Origin of the sequence: Photobacterium sanguinicancri, from assembly GCF_002265265.1 — a bacterium.
In the GTDB taxonomy this organism is placed as follows: domain Bacteria; phylum Pseudomonadota; class Gammaproteobacteria; order Enterobacterales; family Vibrionaceae; genus Photobacterium; species Photobacterium sanguinicancri.
Window position 1 is genome coordinate 1 of the sequence record NZ_NOIF01000087.1, and the last position, 19189, is coordinate 19189.

The 19189-nt window shown below is 42.1% G+C and carries 19 protein-coding genes; 7 read left to right on the top strand and 12 right to left on the bottom strand.

Annotation, left to right across the window (positions count from 1 at the left end):
- Positions 1-191 precede the first annotated feature (191 nt).
- The gene (gene rpoS / locus ASV53_RS13820; RefSeq protein ID WP_094957489.1) at positions 192-1067 is read left to right on the top strand and encodes an RNA polymerase sigma factor RpoS; all 876 of its coding nucleotides are present in this window, start codon (positions 192-194) and stop codon (positions 1065-1067) included.
- A gap of 138 nt (positions 1068-1205) precedes the next feature.
- Positions 1206-1754, top strand: coding sequence for a YceB family lipoprotein (locus ASV53_RS13825; protein WP_094957490.1), 549 nt, complete (start codon positions 1206-1208; stop codon positions 1752-1754).
- Between the two features lie 85 nt (positions 1755-1839).
- Here ASV53_RS13825 and ASV53_RS13830 read toward each other — a convergent pair whose 3' ends face one another.
- Together ASV53_RS13830 and chrA are read right to left on the bottom strand one after the other, a co-directional pair.
- Entirely contained in the window at positions 1840-2136 is a 297-nt protein-coding gene (locus ASV53_RS13830; protein ID WP_094957491.1) for a hypothetical protein, read from the bottom strand.
- A 183-nt stretch (positions 2137-2319) separates the two neighbouring features.
- Complete coding sequence (gene chrA / locus ASV53_RS13835) at positions 2320-3474, bottom strand: chromate efflux transporter (RefSeq protein ID WP_094957492.1); 1155 nt, start codon at positions 3472-3474, stop codon at positions 2320-2322.
- A 314-nt stretch (positions 3475-3788) separates the two neighbouring features.
- Between chrA and ASV53_RS13840 the strand changes: the two genes are divergently transcribed.
- Positions 3789-4715: a LysR family transcriptional regulator gene (locus ASV53_RS13840; RefSeq protein ID WP_062691911.1), complete on the top strand. Its 927-nt coding sequence runs from the start codon at positions 3789-3791 to the stop codon at positions 4713-4715.
- A 152-nt stretch (positions 4716-4867) separates the two neighbouring features.
- Entirely contained in the window at positions 4868-5479 is a 612-nt protein-coding gene (locus ASV53_RS13845; protein WP_094957493.1) for an OmpA family protein, read from the top strand.
- Between the two features lie 93 nt (positions 5480-5572).
- On the opposite strand, the gene ASV53_RS13850 is transcribed toward ASV53_RS13845, so the two are convergent.
- The gene (locus tag ASV53_RS13850; RefSeq protein ID WP_094957494.1) at positions 5573-6682 is read right to left on the bottom strand and encodes a 1-acyl-sn-glycerol-3-phosphate acyltransferase; all 1110 of its coding nucleotides are present in this window, start codon (positions 6680-6682) and stop codon (positions 5573-5575) included.
- A 284-nt stretch (positions 6683-6966) separates the two neighbouring features.
- On the opposite strand from ASV53_RS13850, the gene ASV53_RS13855 reads away from it, so the two are divergent.
- The gene (locus ASV53_RS13855) at positions 6967-7659 is read left to right on the top strand and encodes a hypothetical protein (protein WP_062691905.1); all 693 of its coding nucleotides are present in this window, start codon (positions 6967-6969) and stop codon (positions 7657-7659) included.
- A gap of 166 nt (positions 7660-7825) precedes the next feature.
- On the opposite strand, the gene ASV53_RS13860 is transcribed toward ASV53_RS13855, so the two are convergent.
- The gene (locus ASV53_RS13860; protein WP_094957495.1) at positions 7826-8356 is read right to left on the bottom strand and encodes a hypothetical protein; all 531 of its coding nucleotides are present in this window, start codon (positions 8354-8356) and stop codon (positions 7826-7828) included.
- A gap of 112 nt (positions 8357-8468) precedes the next feature.
- Positions 8469-8993, bottom strand: a complete 525-nt coding sequence (locus ASV53_RS13865; protein ID WP_094957496.1) for a nicotinate-nicotinamide nucleotide adenylyltransferase — start codon at positions 8991-8993, stop codon at positions 8469-8471.
- A 171-nt stretch (positions 8994-9164) separates the two neighbouring features.
- Between ASV53_RS13865 and nadE the strand changes: the two genes are divergently transcribed.
- Positions 9165-9995: an NAD(+) synthase gene (nadE, locus tag ASV53_RS13870; RefSeq protein WP_062691899.1), complete on the top strand. Its 831-nt coding sequence runs from the start codon at positions 9165-9167 to the stop codon at positions 9993-9995.
- A 152-nt stretch (positions 9996-10147) separates the two neighbouring features.
- On the opposite strand, the gene ASV53_RS13875 is transcribed toward nadE, so the two are convergent.
- The 7 genes from ASV53_RS13875 to ASV53_RS13905 all read right to left on the bottom strand — a co-directional run bounded on the left by ASV53_RS13875 (position 10148) and on the right by ASV53_RS13905 (position 16849).
- The gene (locus tag ASV53_RS13875; RefSeq protein ID WP_062691898.1) at positions 10148-10663 is read right to left on the bottom strand and encodes a bifunctional (p)ppGpp synthetase/guanosine-3',5'-bis(diphosphate) 3'-pyrophosphohydrolase; all 516 of its coding nucleotides are present in this window, start codon (positions 10661-10663) and stop codon (positions 10148-10150) included.
- A 296-nt stretch (positions 10664-10959) separates the two neighbouring features.
- Positions 10960-11142 (bottom strand): YoaH family protein, encoded by a 183-nt coding sequence (locus ASV53_RS13880; RefSeq protein ID WP_062691896.1) that lies wholly within the window; start codon positions 11140-11142, stop codon positions 10960-10962.
- A gap of 76 nt (positions 11143-11218) precedes the next feature.
- Positions 11219-12424, bottom strand: coding sequence for an NnrS family protein (locus ASV53_RS13885; RefSeq protein ID WP_189337877.1), 1206 nt, complete (start codon positions 12422-12424; stop codon positions 11219-11221).
- A gap of 170 nt (positions 12425-12594) precedes the next feature.
- Positions 12595-13473, bottom strand: a complete 879-nt coding sequence (locus ASV53_RS13890) for a DUF2861 family protein (RefSeq protein WP_083541015.1) — start codon at positions 13471-13473, stop codon at positions 12595-12597.
- A complete protein-coding gene (locus tag ASV53_RS13895; protein WP_062691894.1) occupies positions 13474-14139 on the bottom strand; it encodes a response regulator transcription factor in 666 nt (221 codons plus the stop codon).
- Positions 14114-15553: a sensor histidine kinase VxrA gene (gene vxrA, locus ASV53_RS13900; protein WP_094957497.1), complete on the bottom strand. Its 1440-nt coding sequence runs from the start codon at positions 15551-15553 to the stop codon at positions 14114-14116. Before vxrA ends, ASV53_RS13895 begins: the two co-directional genes overlap by 26 nt.
- 96 nt (positions 15554-15649) lie before the next feature.
- Positions 15650-16849, bottom strand: a complete 1200-nt coding sequence (locus ASV53_RS13905) for a helix-turn-helix transcriptional regulator (protein ID WP_094957498.1) — start codon at positions 16847-16849, stop codon at positions 15650-15652.
- Positions 16850-17091: 242 nt separating this feature from the next.
- On the opposite strand from ASV53_RS13905, the gene ASV53_RS13910 reads away from it, so the two are divergent.
- Positions 17092-19152 (top strand): TonB-dependent siderophore receptor, encoded by a 2061-nt coding sequence (locus ASV53_RS13910; protein ID WP_094957499.1) that lies wholly within the window; start codon positions 17092-17094, stop codon positions 19150-19152.
- Positions 19153-19189: the final 37 nt, after the last annotated feature.

Consider the following 19189-nt stretch of genomic DNA (forward strand, 5'->3'; position numbering starts at 1 on the left):
ACTTATTTCATTATAAACAGCAAGTTAAAAGGAAAAAATGAAATTCATCTACGACAAAAGTCTAATGACATTTAGTCAAAATATCATAGTCACTCGGTGGTATATGCGATTTCTGTATGTTAGTGTGTATAAATGTTGTTAATAAGTATACGCGGAAGTTACTTTTACCATTTGTTGTTAGGGGAATTGATATGGATATCAAAAATGACGAATCACAAGCATTTGACGCAGATGTAATTCACCTGTATTTAAAAGAAATTTCTCATAAACCGCTACTTACCAAAGAAGAAGAAGTACTGTATAGCCGAAAATGCCTAACTGGTGATAAAGGGGCTAAACAGGTCATGATCGAGAGTAACCTTCGTCTTGTTGTGAGTATCGCTAAAAAATACCGTGGTAGCGGTATGTTACTGAGTGATTTAATTGATGAAGGTAACATTGGATTAATCACCGCGGTTGATAAATTTGACCCAGAACGTGGCTTCAGGTTTTCAACTTATGCAACTTGGTGGATTAAACAAACTATCGAGCGTGCTATTCATAATCAGGCTCGAACTATTCGCTTACCTGTTCACGTATCAAAAGAAATTAATACCATTCTTCGTACACACAAGCAGTTAATGCGTAATACTAGCCATGAACCAAGCCAAGAAGAAGTCGCTGAAAAGCTAGAACGAAGTGTTGAAGATATCTCTGGTGTACTTGCGTTTGATGCCCCTGTTGTCTCGATTGATCAGGCAATCAGTGACGATTCAAACTCACAAAGTATGTCTGCTTTCATTTCTGATAACGGTTCAATGAACCCAGATACAGCAGCGAACGAGCAAGATATCAATAAACTCGCTATTTCGATGCTTGAAAGCCTTAATATGCGTGACCGTGAGATCCTATGCCGTCGCTTTGGACTGCTTGGCTATGAAGCACAAACTTTACAACAAGTTGCAGATGAGGTTGGTTTAACACGTGAGCGTATTAGACAACTCCAGGTCAGCTCTTTGAGTAAGCTTAAAAACTCGTTACAGCGTAATAATTACAATTTAGAGCTGCTGTTTGCTGAAAGTGCTTAATTAAATTAAAACAAACTGATTATAAAATCCTCTTGTGATTGCTAATTACAAGAGGATTTTTGTTTGTCTCATACTTGCGATAGCTAATTCTGATAACATTAGCCGATAATTAAGTTTTAGAATTATCAATTAATCACTATGCAAAAAATTATTCGTCAGCTTCCTATTGTATTAATACTACTTCTATCAGGCTGTGCAAGTTACACGGTAACTGAAAATGAAGTTCAGTCTTACCTTGATGATAACGCTCAGTTTGAGCGAACTGTCGGAATTAAAGGGATCGCGCATGCAAATGTCGCTTTCGATGATATCGCAGTTGGTATAGGCCGCGTTGCGGCTGACAGGATCAATCTTGATGCAAATGCCAAAGCAAACGTTGTTATTACGGGGCAAAAACCTCAGGCAGTTGATGTTAGCATGAGTTTTAGTGCAATCCCCTACTATGACAAAGAAGAAGGGGCTATTTTTGTTAAGCAGCTAGAACTGGAAGACATTAAGGTTTCACCGCCTGAAATCGGAATGTTCATTGCTAAACCTTTCGTTTCACCGATTGTATCTTTAGTTGGTGAGCTAATTTCAACGCGCCCTATCTATAAGCTTGATGAAAACGACTTTAAGCAATCTCTTTTAAAATCGGCTAAACCTGAATTGCTGATTAAAGGAAATAAAATAGTTATCGATTTCTAGCATTAAGGTTGTAACAGCAATCTTTAGATAAACACTGATGTATCAGATACTTTTGATACATCAGTGTCGTGTGAACACTGATATACTATTCGCCGATTTTAGACTGCTCTAAAAAGTTAGTTCCCGCCGCCTCATCAATAATATGTACAGCCCTTTCTGCTTCGAACGATTTTTGCATCGCTTCTGCTGCATAATTGCGTACTTTTTGACTTTCTGTCGAGACATAGAACATGATGAAAAGAGCTAATAATAGAACATTGACCGCATGAGCAAAGAAAAGTTTGCTCGACATTTTCTTTTCAGATTGCTCTATTTCACTTCGCAGTAATTCAACTACATCGTAGTTTGTTAGGTTTTGTCGTGTTTTCCGCGGCTGTGTCATAGTTATGCATTCGTTATTAGTTTTAATTAGATTAGCACTCTTTTCTGACGTACTGCTTAACAGACTTGGTATTATTAAGATGGCGTATGATAAAAATTTCGATGCACACCCATTAGTTATAGTGCGTTAGGGCAGACAAAATAAAGGTGCTTATTGCACCTTTATTTTGTCTGCCATTCTTACTTAGTGAATGATGATTGTATAGCCACCAAGTAGAATAGCCAGCAACCAAACTGGTACATTTTTGTATTTAAGTAATACATAACCAACGACAACGGCTACAACATCCTGCCATGTGATAATAGCGCTAGATATTACAGGTGATATAAATGCACTAGCCAGCAAACCAACGACACTTGCATTCACTAATGTGATTGCAGCCTTCAGCTTAGAGTGTGCAAAAATAGCTTCCCACGTAGGCAAAAACGCAAACAGCAATAAGGCCCCTGGTAAAAACACGGCGATTGTCGCCACTAAACTACCCACTATAGGTGACTGCGGCATAACAATAGCACCTAAGTAACTCGCCATGGTAAACATAGGGCCAGGTACAAGCTGTGCTGACGCATAAGCTGCAAGGAAATCATCACTCTGAACCATCCCCTCTAGCATAGGTTGCAATAGTGGTAATACGACATGACCACCACCAAATACAAAGCTACCCGCTTGATAGAATATATTAAATATGCCGAGCTCTGCACTGAATGCGCTTACCGTCGGTAAACCGATAAGCAATATAAAAAAGCTCGCTAACAGTCCTTTATGTGGGACAATTTTAGGCGTAACTGCTGACTCATTATTTGCTGGTTCCCCTTTTTTATAGCTAATAATGAGCCCTACAAGTGCAGCGATTAAAATTGGCACTATCTGGCCGAGTAACCCAGTTGAGAATGTAACCCATACACCCGTTAATAATGCAGCCGTGACAGTCGCTGCTGATACTAAATTCTTTTTCGCCATTCCCCATACTGCGTCGGCAACGACAATAACAGCCAATAGTTTTGCAGCCTGTATAAAGATATTCATCGCGCTCGCATCAATGGCGTCGGCACTGGCTACAGCAAGAAACGTCAGTAATGCAAAAGATGGTAATGTAAACCCTGCAAATGCGCTGGCGGCACCAAGATAACCAGCACGTTTAAAGCCAATATACATCCCTAGCTGACTACTCGCAGGGCCTGGAAGAAATTGGCATAACGCCACAGCTTGTGTGAAATCATTATCCGACATCCATTTCCTTTTTTCGACGAATTCACGCTGAAAAAAACCTATGTGGGCCGCTGGGCCACCAAAGCTAAACAAACCTAGTACAAAAAAGCGGATTAAAACTTCGAACATAACTCCTCCTGTTATGTACAAATTCTACGTTTTCACACAGAATTAATGAAAACGTTTAAATTGATAGTCTTCATTGATGTGATTAATTGTTGGTATGAGGTGATGAATAGCCAAAGTACGCATAGGTCGTTTATTCAGCTGTTTATGGCCAAGTACAGCATGCCAGTGAAGACTATTGGGCCTTTTTTGATATAGCTAACCTAGGCCTGTATCCTCTTTGTTTTATGCATTGCGCAGTTAACTATGCACTAGGCTGATGAAGTTACTTTAAAATCAGTGATATAATACCCCTTCGATGATAACGGTATTTCTTTATGCTAGAAAATCTCCAACAGATGGTTATCTTGGCGACAGTTGGCCATGAACAAAACTTTACCCGTGCAGCTGAACGACTGGGTATTTCTAAATCTCAAGTCAGCAAGCAAATCCGTTTTTTAGAAGAGCGTTTAGGCTGTCAGCTTGTTCAGCGTAGTACTCGCGCTGTTGCGCTAACGGATATTGGCCTTCAATATGCCGAGTATGGGCAACAGCTTGTCGACACCGTTAACGAAGCGGAAGCGATGGTTGCTGGCTATCGCAACGAAATCAAAGGCGTATTGCGCGTAGGTATTGCACAATCATTCGGTAATATTCATATCACAGCGGCATTAGCTGAATTTCAAAAGGCCCATCCAGATCTAGAGTTAGAAGTGAGCCTATTTGATCATCGCCCTAATTTGCTTGAAGAAGGCTTTGACTGCTGGGTGGCTATTCATGAACACCCACCTGAAGGCATGGTTGCACGCAAACTGTCTGAGTGTGAATTCGTTGTAGTGGCCTCTCCGGAATATATTGCAGAACATGGCGAGCCCAAAACACCGAGTGAGTTACGCCGTCACAACTGTATTACCTATCAAAGCCGTGAACGCCAATATATAAACTGGGAATTCAGCCGTGATGGCGTTAACCAGTCAGTTCCTGCTCGTGGTAATTACCGTATAGACAACGCTCCAGCCGTGCTAGATGCAGCAACAGCCGGTGTCGGTATCGCCTATTTAGCGACGTACCTTATTACTGATGAATTTGATACTAACCGACTCGTGCGACTTTTACCTGAATGGAAAGCAAACGTAAACTTGCCGATCTATGCTGTTTATCCTCGTCGCAAGTATCTTGCACCTAAGGTAAGAAGCTTTATTGATTTCATGGCCGATCGCATGTCGGTTTTTCCTTACAATAAACCCAACCCGATCTTAGATTAAGTTGGGAGCTTTCACTGAGCGGCTGTCTCTCGGACAACCGCTCAGATAGCTGCTCGCGTCCACGACGACTGCTTTTCTCTCAAATTTGAAGTTGTGATCCTGTCACTTTCCACTAAACCTTAAAGGTACCCTTTTCCGCTTTAGGTTCTGTGATGCTATACGTACATGCTCTGTCTTTTCTAACGTCATCGTGTCAAACGGCTATTTTCAAAAGCGCGATAGTTCGCTTTAGCGTGTGTATATTATTGTTAAGCCTTTCTGGGTGTGCTGATAATCGTTCGGCAGAGTCATTAAATGCAGATTCTGGATCAACCCCCACCAGTAATGTGACAGCGTCACGCAGTGGTAGCGCCGCACCAGATGCCAAAGTTCTACTCACCACACTCCCCGAGCATCGAGATGTTATTCTATTTGATGTAAACAGCTATGAGCTTTCCGCACAATCACAGCTCATTCTTGACCCCATTGCTATTCGGTTGAAAAATTACCCGGATACTTATCTACTGATTGTTGGTCACAGTGATGACGATGGCAGTGATGAAGACAATATTGTGTTGTCGTATGAACGGGCATTCAGCGTGGCTATTTATATCACGGCGGTATTTGGTATTGAGGAAGAAAGATTACAAATCATTGCGGCAGGAAAAGATGAACCGGTCGTTGCAGGTAAAGCAATATTAGAAAAGCAGCAAAACCGTCGCGTTGAAGTTATATCACCACAAGCGATTGTCCGAACGTTAAGTCCCATTGATGGTAAAAAATGATTTCAGACTAAATAGCGAAACTTTAGGTATAAAAAAACGGGTAAATCACTTCACCCGTTTAAAATCTCTAACAAAGCTTGTCGCTAAATGTGCTTAACCTTGCTGTTTCTCTGCAGGGAAGGCATACATTTTCTTTAAAATTTCAGCCACACCCGATGATTGCGATGCAAGCTTGTCTTCAAACATTTGGCGTTCTGTCGCCGTCACAGATTCATGTTCAATGCCAGCAGCTAAGTAGTTTGCAGGGAACAATTTGTAGTTCTGCGTGATCTGGCGATCAATCTCTACAGCCAACTCTTCTGGTGTTTCAAATTCAGTGCCAATCACATCGCCAAAGCTGACATGAATACGACGCTTTTGGCCAACAATGCCTTTGATGATACTGTCGATATCTTCCAGTTCACCTTTTTCGTAGCTGCCCTTAGTGCGAATTTGATCTAACTCTTGAGCTTTTGCAATATCACACGGGTCGTTTTCGTAAGAAATAGCAACAGGGACAATATTAAGTGAAGCCATAAACTCAGAGAAACTCTGCTTACGCTTACGCCCTTCCATGTTGAACATTTTCAAGATAGCTGGCTCTGTTTTATCATTACCATCTTTTGCTCGGCCTTCTTTCTGTGCAATCCAGATTGAATGACCTGTTTCGATTGAATCTGCAATGTAGCTCGACAATAAGCCCAATGATTTCAGTATTTCACGTGGTGCTTTGATAGAGCGCTTAACAATAAAGCTCTTATTCAAACGCATCAATTCAGTAGCACAAGGCTTTTTCAGTAGATTGTCACCAATCGCAATACGCACCGATTTGAACTTTTGGTTAAACAAACACCAGTTAACAATCGCAGGATCCATCGCAATATCACGGTGGTTAGACACAAATAAATAAGCCTGCTTCATATCCAGCTTATCTAAACCACTATGCGTAATGGTGTCACATGATTGTTCAAGTGTTGCGGCCATGTACTTAGCAACATGATTCTGAACATCTTCAACTGTATTGATATTCGACCATTTGTTTACAAGAAAACGACGAATGATCGGACGAAGCAGCCAACCAAAAATACCCGAAAGCTGTGGGAAGCGGTAATTTAGAATAGCAGTGATGAACTCATCATCATTCACTAGACGCTCAATTGCGCCATTAACTTCGCTGTCGTTGTACGGGCGAATTTCTTTATAAATATCGTTAGTTGTTTGCACAATTATGCTTCATCAATAATAAAAACTGGGTCATTTTACGCAGAAATACCTACATTCATAGTGATGCAACGTAATAAGACGCATGGTTGGAGGTCTTACCAGAGCAATTGTTCTACTCTCCGCCTAATTAGACATCACAATAACTTAAAATCCCGAACAATGTCAGCAAGGCATTGCTTTTTCGTTACAAAAGTCACCAAATAATCCTAGTCTTACTAGTGGATGTGTTGACGATCAAGTCAAAAGCTATCACTATGTGCGGGCTTATTTGCAAGAGAATACGTATGAAACAAGCTATTGAGTTTACCCACCAGCAATACCCTTATTTATCTGTAGGCCCGCGCCGTAAAAGTATGACGTCTTATATGGTCGCTGTAACGCAAGGTGCTGCACTTATCCGCCTTGGTAAAAACGAACATTTGATCCCTCAGGGACATGGTTTTTGGGTACCATTCGAGTGCTTACATGCTTTAACTATTCTGCCTGGCAGCCAAATAAAGCGTGTCGATATTTCTGCACGTATAACCCACCCTGTTTGTACTGAAGCGGGTTTCTTCTCACTCTCTCCGCTTGTCTCTGTGCTTTTAACTGAACTAGAGAACACAGCAGAAGAACAGCAAATATGGGATGGGCCATACGGTCGTTTACTGGCCGTTCTAAAAGATCAGCTCATCAATATTAAAGTTGATAACAAGTCGCTATGTCCTGATCTGACTAAGCACTATCAAGAATCACTTAAAATCGCTTTAAACGGTGACAAGGTAACCGATCAACCTGCCGCCAAAGTGATTTCTGAAAAGCTTCACATTAATTTAGCTGAATTAGAAATCACGCTGCTGATGCGAGAAGCATTAAGACTGGCACGCTCAGGGCGTAAACCAGACAAGATTGCAGAAGAGCTGAGCGTTGATATTAAATACCTTGAGACACTGTCTCTGCCTATTTTAGGAAAGCCGCTATCAGCGTTAAATGATTAAGCGCAAGATCTTTGCTTGAGACAAAAAGTGATGTCGATAAAACTTGGTTTATCACATCACTTTTTTTGTGTTCAATTTTTGGGTTTTAACTTAACAACTTAACTTAACTTTTAACTTAACAACTTAACTTAAGACGGCTTATCTGAGAGTATTGATTTGCAGGGCTTTATTGGAATGGAATTTCTAATTGCAGAAAAACGTCACTTGATTGTGAATCATGCCAGCGATAATCAAACCTGAACCGTAAGGCATCAGGATCTTCCCCCCCAACACCAAACGACATTAACAAGCCGTATTGACGGATCAAGTCTTCAATGTCTTTTATGTTCTTTATATCAACTTCTTTTTCTTTATTTTCGTCAGGCATCCAAAAGCCCAAGCCATAAAAAGTGGAAGCCGCACGCGCACTCATAACGGGTGAGTCGTCTTCGACTAATCCAGACCAATCATTCCAGAACTGGCCATTAAATTCTTCATCTTCTTGCCAACTCGGCAAATCCGTTGAACTGGCTAAACTGGGTTCAATAAGGAAATCAGGAATGATAACCGCACTACAGCGTTGATCATGAAGAACATTGTTGTTTGAAATAACCGATGCAGCAGAATATGGATTACATGAGAGTGCAAAAGCATCAGCTGAGACGAGCAATATGCCGCTGATACCGAATAACGTTAATTTAATTCTACATACACTCAAATCTATGCCTTACTTCAATCACTTCGGGTGTGACACCCAAAAACTTCGATTTCATCTTAAAAAGCGACTCACTTCATATGTTATAGAATAAAAAACATCGAAACAATGTTGATTATTCAAACTTGAACCGAGAATCATCTACTAGCATTGTAGCGACTTTCTTCGTGGTTAGATGTGAAATAGAACAACTACTCGCAAGTTTGTCCCTAATTAATGTGCTTCTTATCTTTAGCGTTTCAGGGCATGCCAATACTTGCCAAGCTGCAGTAATCTCTTCTGACTTATAAAACTTATGGAAGTGCGCAAAGTTATCAGGACCGATAACAAAAGTGATTTCAGCATCTGGGATTCGCTTTTGAAGTTCTGTTAACACAGCATAGGTTGTGATGGCTTCATCGCCCGTCGCTATGGCCTCTTCTATCCGACATAGTTCTAGATTTGTTAATCCACTATCGTCAATAAACGCTGATACAAGTTCACAACGCGCGTCATAATCGAGCATTTTTTTACCCCAAGCATGTGAATAGCTCGGCAAAAGTAAGACACGATCAAAACGTGTTAAACGTTTTAAAACAGATAAGTGCCCTAAACTTGGTGGATTAAAAGCACTCCCAAATACGGCTATAGACTGTGTCATGCGTTTAAGTCCTTTATTTATGCATTTCTGTAAATAAATGCCAGAATAGCATTGATCATCACGTAGAGTTATCGCATGATTTTGCTAAAGCTTTAACGCATTTATTCACTTTTGTAGTCATATCGGATTCAAGTGAACACTATTTGGGCAAAGCCCGAGGATTACGTAACGATGGAACAGCTAATTCGTGCAGAAATGCGCGTTCTACCAGAAATTGATGTGAATTTTGAAATTCAACGCCGTGTCGCTTTCATTAAAAAGACAATGAAGCAGTCAGGCTGTAAATCAATTGTACTAGGGATCAGCGGTGGCGTAGATTCAACAACCTGTGGTCGTTTAGCCCAACTGGCCGTTAATGAACTAAATGCTGAATCAGAGACACAAGATCACCAGTTTATTGCCGTCCGTCTCCCTTACGGTGAGCAGAAAGATGAAGACGAAGCTCAAATTGCTTTATCTTTCATCCAGCCTTCTCAGTCAGTGAGTGTCAATATTAAAGATGGCGTAGACGGTATACACGCGAGTACCCTATTCGCCCTTGAAGGCACAGGCCTTATTCCTAATGACTCTGCAAAAATTGACTTTGTGAAGGGTAACGTGAAAGCACGTGCTCGTATGATCGCACAGTATGAAATTGCAGGCCTTGTCGGTGGACTTGTTCTGGGGACGGACCACTCTGCAGAAAACATTACTGGCTTTTATACTAAATTCGGTGACGGTGCATGTGACCTTGCTCCGTTGTTTGGTTTAAATAAACGCCAAATTCGTGCTCTCGCTGCACACATGGGTGCACCTGAGCAACTTGTGGTGAAAGTACCAACGGCTGATCTTGAAGAACTTGCACCGCAAAAAGCAGATGAAGAAGCCCTACAAGTCAGCTACGACCAAATAGATGACTTCTTAGAAGGTAAAGATGTTGAAGCTCACGTCTCTGAGCGTCTTGTAAGCATCTACAAAGCCACGCAACATAAACGCAAGCCTATCCCAACTATTTACGATTAATCGCCACTGTGTCTATTTGATAAAGAATAATCGCACATAACGGCTAACAGTACTGTCACTGACAGCGCAAATATAAGAAGATCAGGAATAAGCCTGATCTTTTTTATAGGCGCGGCGTCTAATCCAATGACTGATTCTAGCCAATTAACTGATTATTGCTCGCTCATAGGCTCTATCAAATTATCAAGCTCCCACCAAATAGCTTCGCATAGCCCTTTGCGATAAACCGCTTCTTTAAAAGAGGCATGCTCAAGTTTATACATATCGTAGTGACGCTCTGAAGACGACTTACTGGCGCGCACATTGGCTAGCCGATCGCACGCTTTGACTATTAATGCCAGCCTTGCTGATTCTTCATCAGCATCTAATGATGATAGACGTTGGTTAATCATATCTTTGCGTTTAGCACGATCTTCTAATTTACCATCGGTCATGTAATTAACCGCGTCAGCAACAAGAAAACCAAAATCAGAAGCTAACTCATCAACCGTCGTTTCAGTGTCTTCCATGACATCATGCAATTGCGCAATGATCATGGCATCCGTCCCGAAAGGTGTTGCTAAACGTGAAACTGCCTCTAAATGCACGTGATAAGGCAGATCTCCATAATATTGTCCACTATGCCGACTTCTTGCTAGAGTCCGTGCTTTTAGATAACGATTATTCATTTCATTTCACCTTCATACAAAATGGACTGCCGCTTTGCCCATACGTTGTCTAAATTGCTCACAGCCATTGCGTAATTAAAAAGACACCGTCTTAACCTTAATTACAGTATTAGTATATTTGAACTTATCAGGGTTGCTGATTCTGGCTTTTTTGTATGAGATTTGACGCACAATTTGAATAAAAAAACGGCACCTCATAATAAGGTGCCGTTCTGATCGTTCTTTTATCACGTTTTTGTCTTCTGCGTTCTTACGCAGTTGTCATCTAGCTGTCATTTAAAACAGCTCACCGACGCTTATTCTTCTTCGAAGCGTGCCGCTGGCTCTTGCTGTGCTTTCGCTTTTGCAGCCGACTCGCGAATATCATTAGCGACTATTTGAATAGCTTCACCACTGCTCATGCCGCTAGCCATTAACTCATGAATGCGTTCGGCTGCAAGTTGTTGCTCTGCGTGAGTCAGTGTTGTTGAATTGAACATAGTAATAATGCGCCTGATATCTTGAAAGGAGCGACATTCTATAGCCTATTGGCGATGGTGTCACTCCTCTCGTTTTTTAACCTGGACGACCATCTAAGCGAGGTTTGGTTAAAATAGGGAAATAAACAATAGTGAATATGCCAAATGCTAATGTCCACAACACAGCGGAAAGAACATAGCCATTAATAACCATCGCTGGGAACAGCATGATCAACAGCGTACGAGTAAGTACACAAGCAACCATGAGTACAAATGCGATAACCACGATACGACCAACTTTCAAGTTACGTCCTGTATGACCAAGTGATACACGTGCCATCATGGCTAAAATCATACCGCCCATACCACCAACAGTGATGAAGTGTAGCGCCGTGCTATAACCTACAGAGCCACCAGCAAAATGAACGCCAAGTAATAACATTCCCACTATCATTGCGGCATAAGCAAAGTGTAATGACCACAATAGCGGAACCTTACACGTGCTGAATGAACGCCAGCGAGCAAAACGCACGAGGTTGGTTAATCCAGTGACTAAAAATAGCGCAGGTAATGAAAAGCGATTAATCGCCTCGGGTACTGGCAATAATACATTTAACAACAATAACCAACTTGGGATGAGTGCAAGCCATTCAATTTTATCAAGACGTGTAATTTGTGCCGTATCAGTACCACGCCATGTGAAAAATGGAATAACACGACCACCAACCACAAGTACAATGACAGAAACCACGGTTACCAGTGCCAGTGTTAGTTGGTGTTGATCAAATTGCGCTAACGACAAGACGTTAAGGTGCATCGCTGCATTAATTAAAGTCAGCAGTATAAGAAGCGGTGTAAAAAATAGATTATTCCACTGGCGACGAATAATAATTGGCTTAGCAAGGAAGTAAGCAGCCAATGGGATCCAGCTGAGATCAATGATCATCCAAATGATATGTGGCTGTCCCAATAACAGCCCAACTCTAGCCGCGAGCCACAGAACAAAGATAGCGGCGAGTTTACCGCCACGTACACCTGGGTTCCCCGTCCAGTTTTGCACAGCAGTAAGTAGAAAGCCGATGATCACGGCCCCAGTAAAACCAATGAGCATTTCATGGCTATGCCACCATAGAGGATTACCATACATCAGCTGATTATTGGTTAATAAACCAGACCAAAATAAAGCCCACACTAGCATCGCAATAACAGAGAAGGCGCTAGCGGCTAAAAAGAAAGGGCGAAATGCAAGACGGAACAGCGGCATGATTTTCTGTTCTTTCTCGTTATCAAGGATTTGCATCATGGTGATTACTCAACTTTAAAGATGCATTAATAATACACCTTTAAAGTTATAAGTAAAATACATCTTTATGAGTAAACATAGTGGATTTAAGCAAACACAGTTAGCACAGGGTGCACTTTGAGGGGCATTTAGGTTTAGGGGTTTACTCTTCTGTCACTATTATCCTGTCACTATTCTTCTGTGACTGTTGTTGCCTGAGCATCAACAGGTCTTGTAATACGCTGAGTATCCAGAATAGAAATATCACCTTGCCATCGGCTTTCAATCAACCCGACACTTAGCCAATAACGGCCATCGGGAACATCAATTTCAGGTAATGTCGTGGGTAAACGGCCATCTAGCTCTTCAGTCCAAATCGGCGTCCAACTTAAATCATTAAGATCGTACAAGTTAATCGACAAGACTGGCGATGGGCATGCTTGATTTGGTAATTGCGATTTTTCTATGTGCCAGTTTTTACTGTCTTTCCAGCCTATTTTTTGTTTAATGGACGGTGACGTTAATATGATCCACGAACTCCAACTTTCCTTCTCTTCGTTGGTAATGGTGATTTTATACAAACCCGCGGCAACGGGTAGCTCAAGTCGCTGAGTCTCTACCGAGAAGTGACCACTTTCGTCATTTATTGGTGAACTTGAAATCAATGCATTATCAGGCCAAAGCGTAAACGTGACATCGCTGATAGGCACGTTTGTTTCGCCAGTAATAGATAGCTTCAGCATCACTTGATTCAAATTTTGAATAACTTCACGGCGGATTGACAGATTCGCTAGCCATTTAGGCAAAACACCCTGTGATAAGCTGCGGCCGCAATCTTCCGTGATAGCCAACGTCAACAAATTATCCAGATTGATGCGTTGTTCCTCTTTCGGGATTTGCTGCCATGCTTGGATCATCGACTCAAAACTTTCAGATGTCTTTCCTTCCAGCAAACGCTGATGGGCTGAGGTATACAAATCTTGCCCTAGGAACCATTGCGCGAAAACACTCGGTGTATAAAACACCGAGTGAAGCATCAAAAAGCAAGCTGAAAGTCGCAGCAGCTTCATTTAGTCTGCCGCTTTCATTCTGTAACCCACACCACGCAAGGTTTCTATTTCAATACCAACCAATTTTTGGCGAAGTTGAAGAATATGCGTATCTACAGTACGGGTTGTTGGGTAATGGTTGTATCCCCATACCTGATCCAACAATTCATCACGGGTAAACACACGCCCTGCATGCTTAGCCAAGAAAACAAGCAACTCAAATTCAGTTCTTGTTAGCGTTATGCTTTCTTCATTATGGGTAACAGTACGGCTATCTAAATCAATTGAAATATCACCCACTTTGATAATATTAGCCGCAGACACGGTTTTATCACCATTACGCAGATGCACTCGAATACGCGCTAACAATTCTTCTTCAGCAAACGGTTTGGTAAGGTAGTCTTTAGCACCTGAATCCAAGCCCATGACTTTATCGGTTACCGACACCATTGCTGTTAGCAAAATAACAGGCACTTGTTTGATTGCTAACCAACCATCAAGATAGGTTAACGAGTCGCCTTCTGGGAGCTGCCTATCTAGTACGACTAAATCCGCTTTATCCCATAAATCCGCAACCTTAGTGGCACAATCGGCATATAAACACTCGTAGCCTGCTTCTTTTAATCCTTCGAGCAAACCATCAGCAAGGTTGTGGTCATCTTCAACCAGTAGCAGAGTTTGATTCACACGGTATCTCCAAAATAAATGTGGTAGGCGGGCCAATGAGTTTCATGCGTCCGCCCATTCTACGTATCATCGATTCAACAATTGTAAGGCCAAGCCCTAAACCTTTTTCGCTCACAAAGGGCTTGCGTAATCGGGACCAGTCTTTAGCCCCCAACTGACCTTTATCTTCAACTGTAACGATCAGTTTTCCATCCTTGAACGATGACGTTAATGTAATTGGCGTAATGCCATATTTTTGTGCATTCGATAATAGATTATCGATACACGTGCCAAGCCAATAGACGTTGAGTGACACAGCCCTATCTTCCGGCAGTACCAAATTGACGTCATACGGCTCAGCTAAATACTCAATCCACTCGTTAAACGAGTCGACAGGTGCAACACTGAGTTGCTGTTGATTCGCCTGCAAGTAGTCTTTACTGGCTTCCGCTAATTGACGTAAGCGGCGCGAATCTTCGGTTAATCTCCTGAACTCATCATAGAGTGATTCAGGCAAAGCATCAAAATGACGGCGAAAACCTTCAACCGTCATCGCTAAACTCGCAATGGGTGTTCGCAATTCATGCGTCAGTATTTGTAATACCAACATGCGTTCTTGCATGGCTCTACGGCGAATTCTCAAGCGATATACGCCCCAACCCACCAGCAACGCAATATTTGCAGCCGCTAATCCCACCAATAAGTAAAAGGTAACTTGCGAACGGTCTTCATCCTGCCAACAAATATTACCCGTTTTTGCTAAACAAAAATCAGTATTGTCTAAGCGTTTAAACAATAACTGATACCGTTCAAGCACTATCGACCATGTTGGCTGACCATAAATATGGTATTCATTACCATTACGGACCCACAGCTCACCGTTAGAAACAAAGACTTCTGCACCCGCAATAAACACATCAATCTCTTCACTATCCATACGCTGTAATCGCCCAAGCTCACTATTTGTGGGTGCTAATGGCTTTTCTTGTATATGAAGAAAGCGTGACAGTGCTTCGGATTTATCCGGGTGATGCTTTATATACCGGTATGCATAACTACCACCACCTGGATGAATATAGCCTGAACGAATAAACCAACCCGCTGGTAATTTGGTGTTATTGCAGATAGCACGCGTGTAAACGACAGGTTGTGTCACCAACGGACTAACAGGCCATGGTCCCTTACAGCTTTGTGACCCAGCATAAAGTCGAGTCATTGATTTAAGAGGATATTTAGCCGTTTGCGGTAGCAAATTTGAAGGCTTTAACAATGCATATGGGTATAAGCTTTGTAATTGACGAAAATCGTACGTTGCTAAAGGCTCGCTCTGCAATAAATCAGAACGAACAGCATCTAAACGTTCAGGTAAACTCTGCACTGAAGCAGTACAAGCCGCTGAAAAGAATAGTGAAAGAAGCAAAGCAGTTTTTTTCATGCGATTAGTTTATCACTCAACACATTACCAATGTCAGAAAAATGTCATCGATAACAATAAGTAAAGCGTATTATTGAGATAAATCCTTTATTTTGTCTAAGAAGTAAGCAATTCACCAGGAGTGATACCGAACTTACGTTTAAACGCAGTAATAAAGTTTGATGGATGATTATAGCCAGCCATATAAGCGGCTTCTCCTATTGTGATTTTTTCTTTACACATGGCTTCTTTCACTTTATCGAGCCGACGATTACGCACGTAATCAAAAACGGTACACGTGAATGTCTGTTTAAACTTGCGCTGTAATGCACTGACACTCATGGCTGACTGCTTCGCGATGTCTTCTAATTTTAAATCTGTATGTAAATATGACTCTATATACTCTATGGCGCCGCATAGAGCATCGTAATGCTCACTTGATGCATGACAAGGATCTTCAACTGGCTCAGCTTGCCGCTTTACTGGCAGCTGAATAACATCGCGGATCATCTCTCCGACAATGGCCGTTGCCCTTGTTTCCACATAAAGGTTACGCTGCCACTGATCTTCTAAGTCAATGGCTTCCATCATTTCATGGCAATAGTGAAACACTTGAGGCGAAGGCTGCCACTTAACGAATGATAGATGGTGAGCAAAGTGCTGCCAGAACATGCCCTCAGCTTTACTTTCTCCTGATGCGAGTCGCTCAAACCATTCATGCGGTATAATAATATTCAGTTTACGTACTCGCCCTTTTGATAAGTACCGCCGAAATGAACAACGCCTTTTAATATCGACAATGACAGCCGTCGGCTCTTTACTCGGTCGATGTACAACGGCACCTGTTGGTGTCTTATTTGAGAGATCGACTTTTGAGATATCGGCTAAGGCTTCAGTCCTATCTTGTTTTCCACGTAAGTAGAAATCATGGTCATCGTAGCCAAAACGTAACTTGCCACTTAACACAATAATGATATGCAATGCGCTACCTGCCGTTGCTAATACCGTTGTATCCGCAAGTTCGTGAATATCCCCTCCCATGACGGAGATCCCTGACGGGAAACGTTCAGCCAAAAAACGCCCTTCAACTAAGACTTGAGGCTGTGATTTTTGAGCCGTGATGATTTTTTGTATTTTACGTTGTTCAATATTATCAATGTTAACCAAGCCGTTGCTTCGCGATACAAAGGCTCTATCCTCGCTATATTCGGCTTGCGGTTCCGACCTATTCTCTTCAACTTTTGCAGCCATCACGACCCGTCGCGCCATCACAAGTGAAGCCCTGTCATTCGAATGGGGTGCATTTTCATTTTTCATTGTTCTTCCTACAAAATCTATAGCGTCGTTATCCGTGAATTTAACCAGCAAAAATCATCAGTGACTTATTTAGCTTGCTATTGCCCGTTTAGACATAAAGTAAGCCGCTGATTCTTTGCCATAACGCGATGACGATTTTGCATTACGTTAATCGCTTCATTCTGCTTTTATTGCAACATATCATCATTCGCGAATAAATATCATTTAGATCATTGTGTTTTAAGCGATCGTTAGGGATTAACATGCCAAGCAATAAAAATAACAACCAGAACCCAAACCACTCTTGTGAACCGTTTCGCCAATCAATACGTTTATCGACCCTCAGCTTTTCAATTGCTGCAGCACTGGTATGTCAGCCCGTTGTCGCCGAGGTAACACAAACGGACACTTCTCATATGGAGGAAGTCATCGTATGGGGTGCGAAAGTGTCAAGCTCTTCCGAGTTTTTAGGTGATGAAGACATCTCCGTAAAACAAGCCGATCACCTTTCAGATTTGCTGCGGGATATTCCAGGTGTCGATGTAGGTGGAACCCATTCGGTCAACCAACGTATTAATATTCGTGGCTTTAACGAAACCGATTTAGATATCCGTCTTGATGGTGCATCTCAGTACGCCAATATGTTTCACCACATTGGTAACCTCACACTCAACCCAGACATCATTAAGGCCGTAGACATTCAGGTTGGTGCGAATTCGGTGATTAGTGGTGGTCTTGGTGGCGCAGTTCACTTTGAAACCAAGAATGCGAAAGACTTACTTCGCCCGGGCGAAAAATATGGTGCACGTGTTTTCGGTGGATACGCCAGCAATGATGCGCAGCAAGGATCTACGACTGTTTACGGGCAATTAACAGATAACATCGATGCGATGCTTTATGGCTACATGATCAAACGTGGCAACTTTAAAGATGGTGAAGGGAACGAAACGATTGGTGCCGAAGGTAAAGTCAAAAATATGTTGGCTAAACTTGGCTGGGAACCGACAGATAGCCAGCGCCTTGAGCTTACCTATGACCGCTACCGTGACAAAGGTGATTACAGCCCTCGCCCCGATATGTCAGGAGGTGCTAATAATGCACTGTCTAAAACAACCTTGATCCCCACTCAGTATGATCGCGACACCGTTACGCTCAACCATCAATACGATCACAGTGAACATTTTGGCATTAAAACCAGCTTGTACAGAAATACAATTGATCTTGAGCGTGACGAATCTGCAATCCCTGGTCGCTGGCCGGGTAACCGCCGCTCAGTCAATAGTGCTATTAACACCAATACAGGTGCCCGTGTTACAGCAACGACCGATATGGCATTAGGATCAATTCGAAACGGCTTCACTTACGGCGTTGACTATAATCAGCAAGAAAGCAAAAGCCAGTACGGCTCTGCGGATGAACTAAAAGAAAAAGGCACAACAAGTGCCATTTTTGTACAAGATAAAATCCAGATCACTGATGCGTTCTCAGTAACACCAGGGATTCGTTACGATCACTTTAAACGTGATGCATTCACCAGCAATCAATCTTTTAGCGACATAACGTGGGCGTTAGCGGCAGACTATACACTGAATGATAACGTCACCTTCTTTGCCAGTACACGTTCATTGTTTAAAGCACCGCAATTATTAGAGTCCTTTATTAAATATCAGGAAGTGGCTTACCTTGCAGAAGACATCAAAGCGCAGACGGGGCTAAACACCCAAGGGGGCGTAAAGCTAAACTACGACATAGGCATGCACAGTTTCGCCTCCAATATCACGATATTCAAAACCGACTTAAAAGATCACCTGCAAACAAGCTATAACGGCCCTAAACGACAATACGATATTCATAACAATGGTGATGCCGAAATCAAAGGGTTTGAAGCCAGCTTCTTCTACGGTTATGACGCATTTAGTTCTAAATTATCTTATGCAAAATCTGATAATGAAAATACCACCAACAATACACCGATTCTCGACGGTAATAAGCGCAGCACGGACATGGGTGACAGTATCAACCTAAGCCTTGATTACACTGTATATGACCTCGACCTATACCTAGGCTGGCGTTCTCAGTTTGTATTGGAAGATGATAATGTAATGGCGGGGACTGCACCAAAAGCAGCTTATAACGTCCATAACCTGTTCGCGCAATGGGCGCCGCATCAAGTTGATGGTTTAGTGATGACCTTTGGTATCGACAACGTATTCGATTCACAGTACGCATCGCACGCTTCTCGCACGGGCTCTGCACGTTCTATCGACTTAACGGATAATGAACCAGGTAGAAGTGTAAAAGTCTCGGCGGCTTACCAATTCTAGATTGATAACACATAAATTTAGCTATAAAAAAACCAGC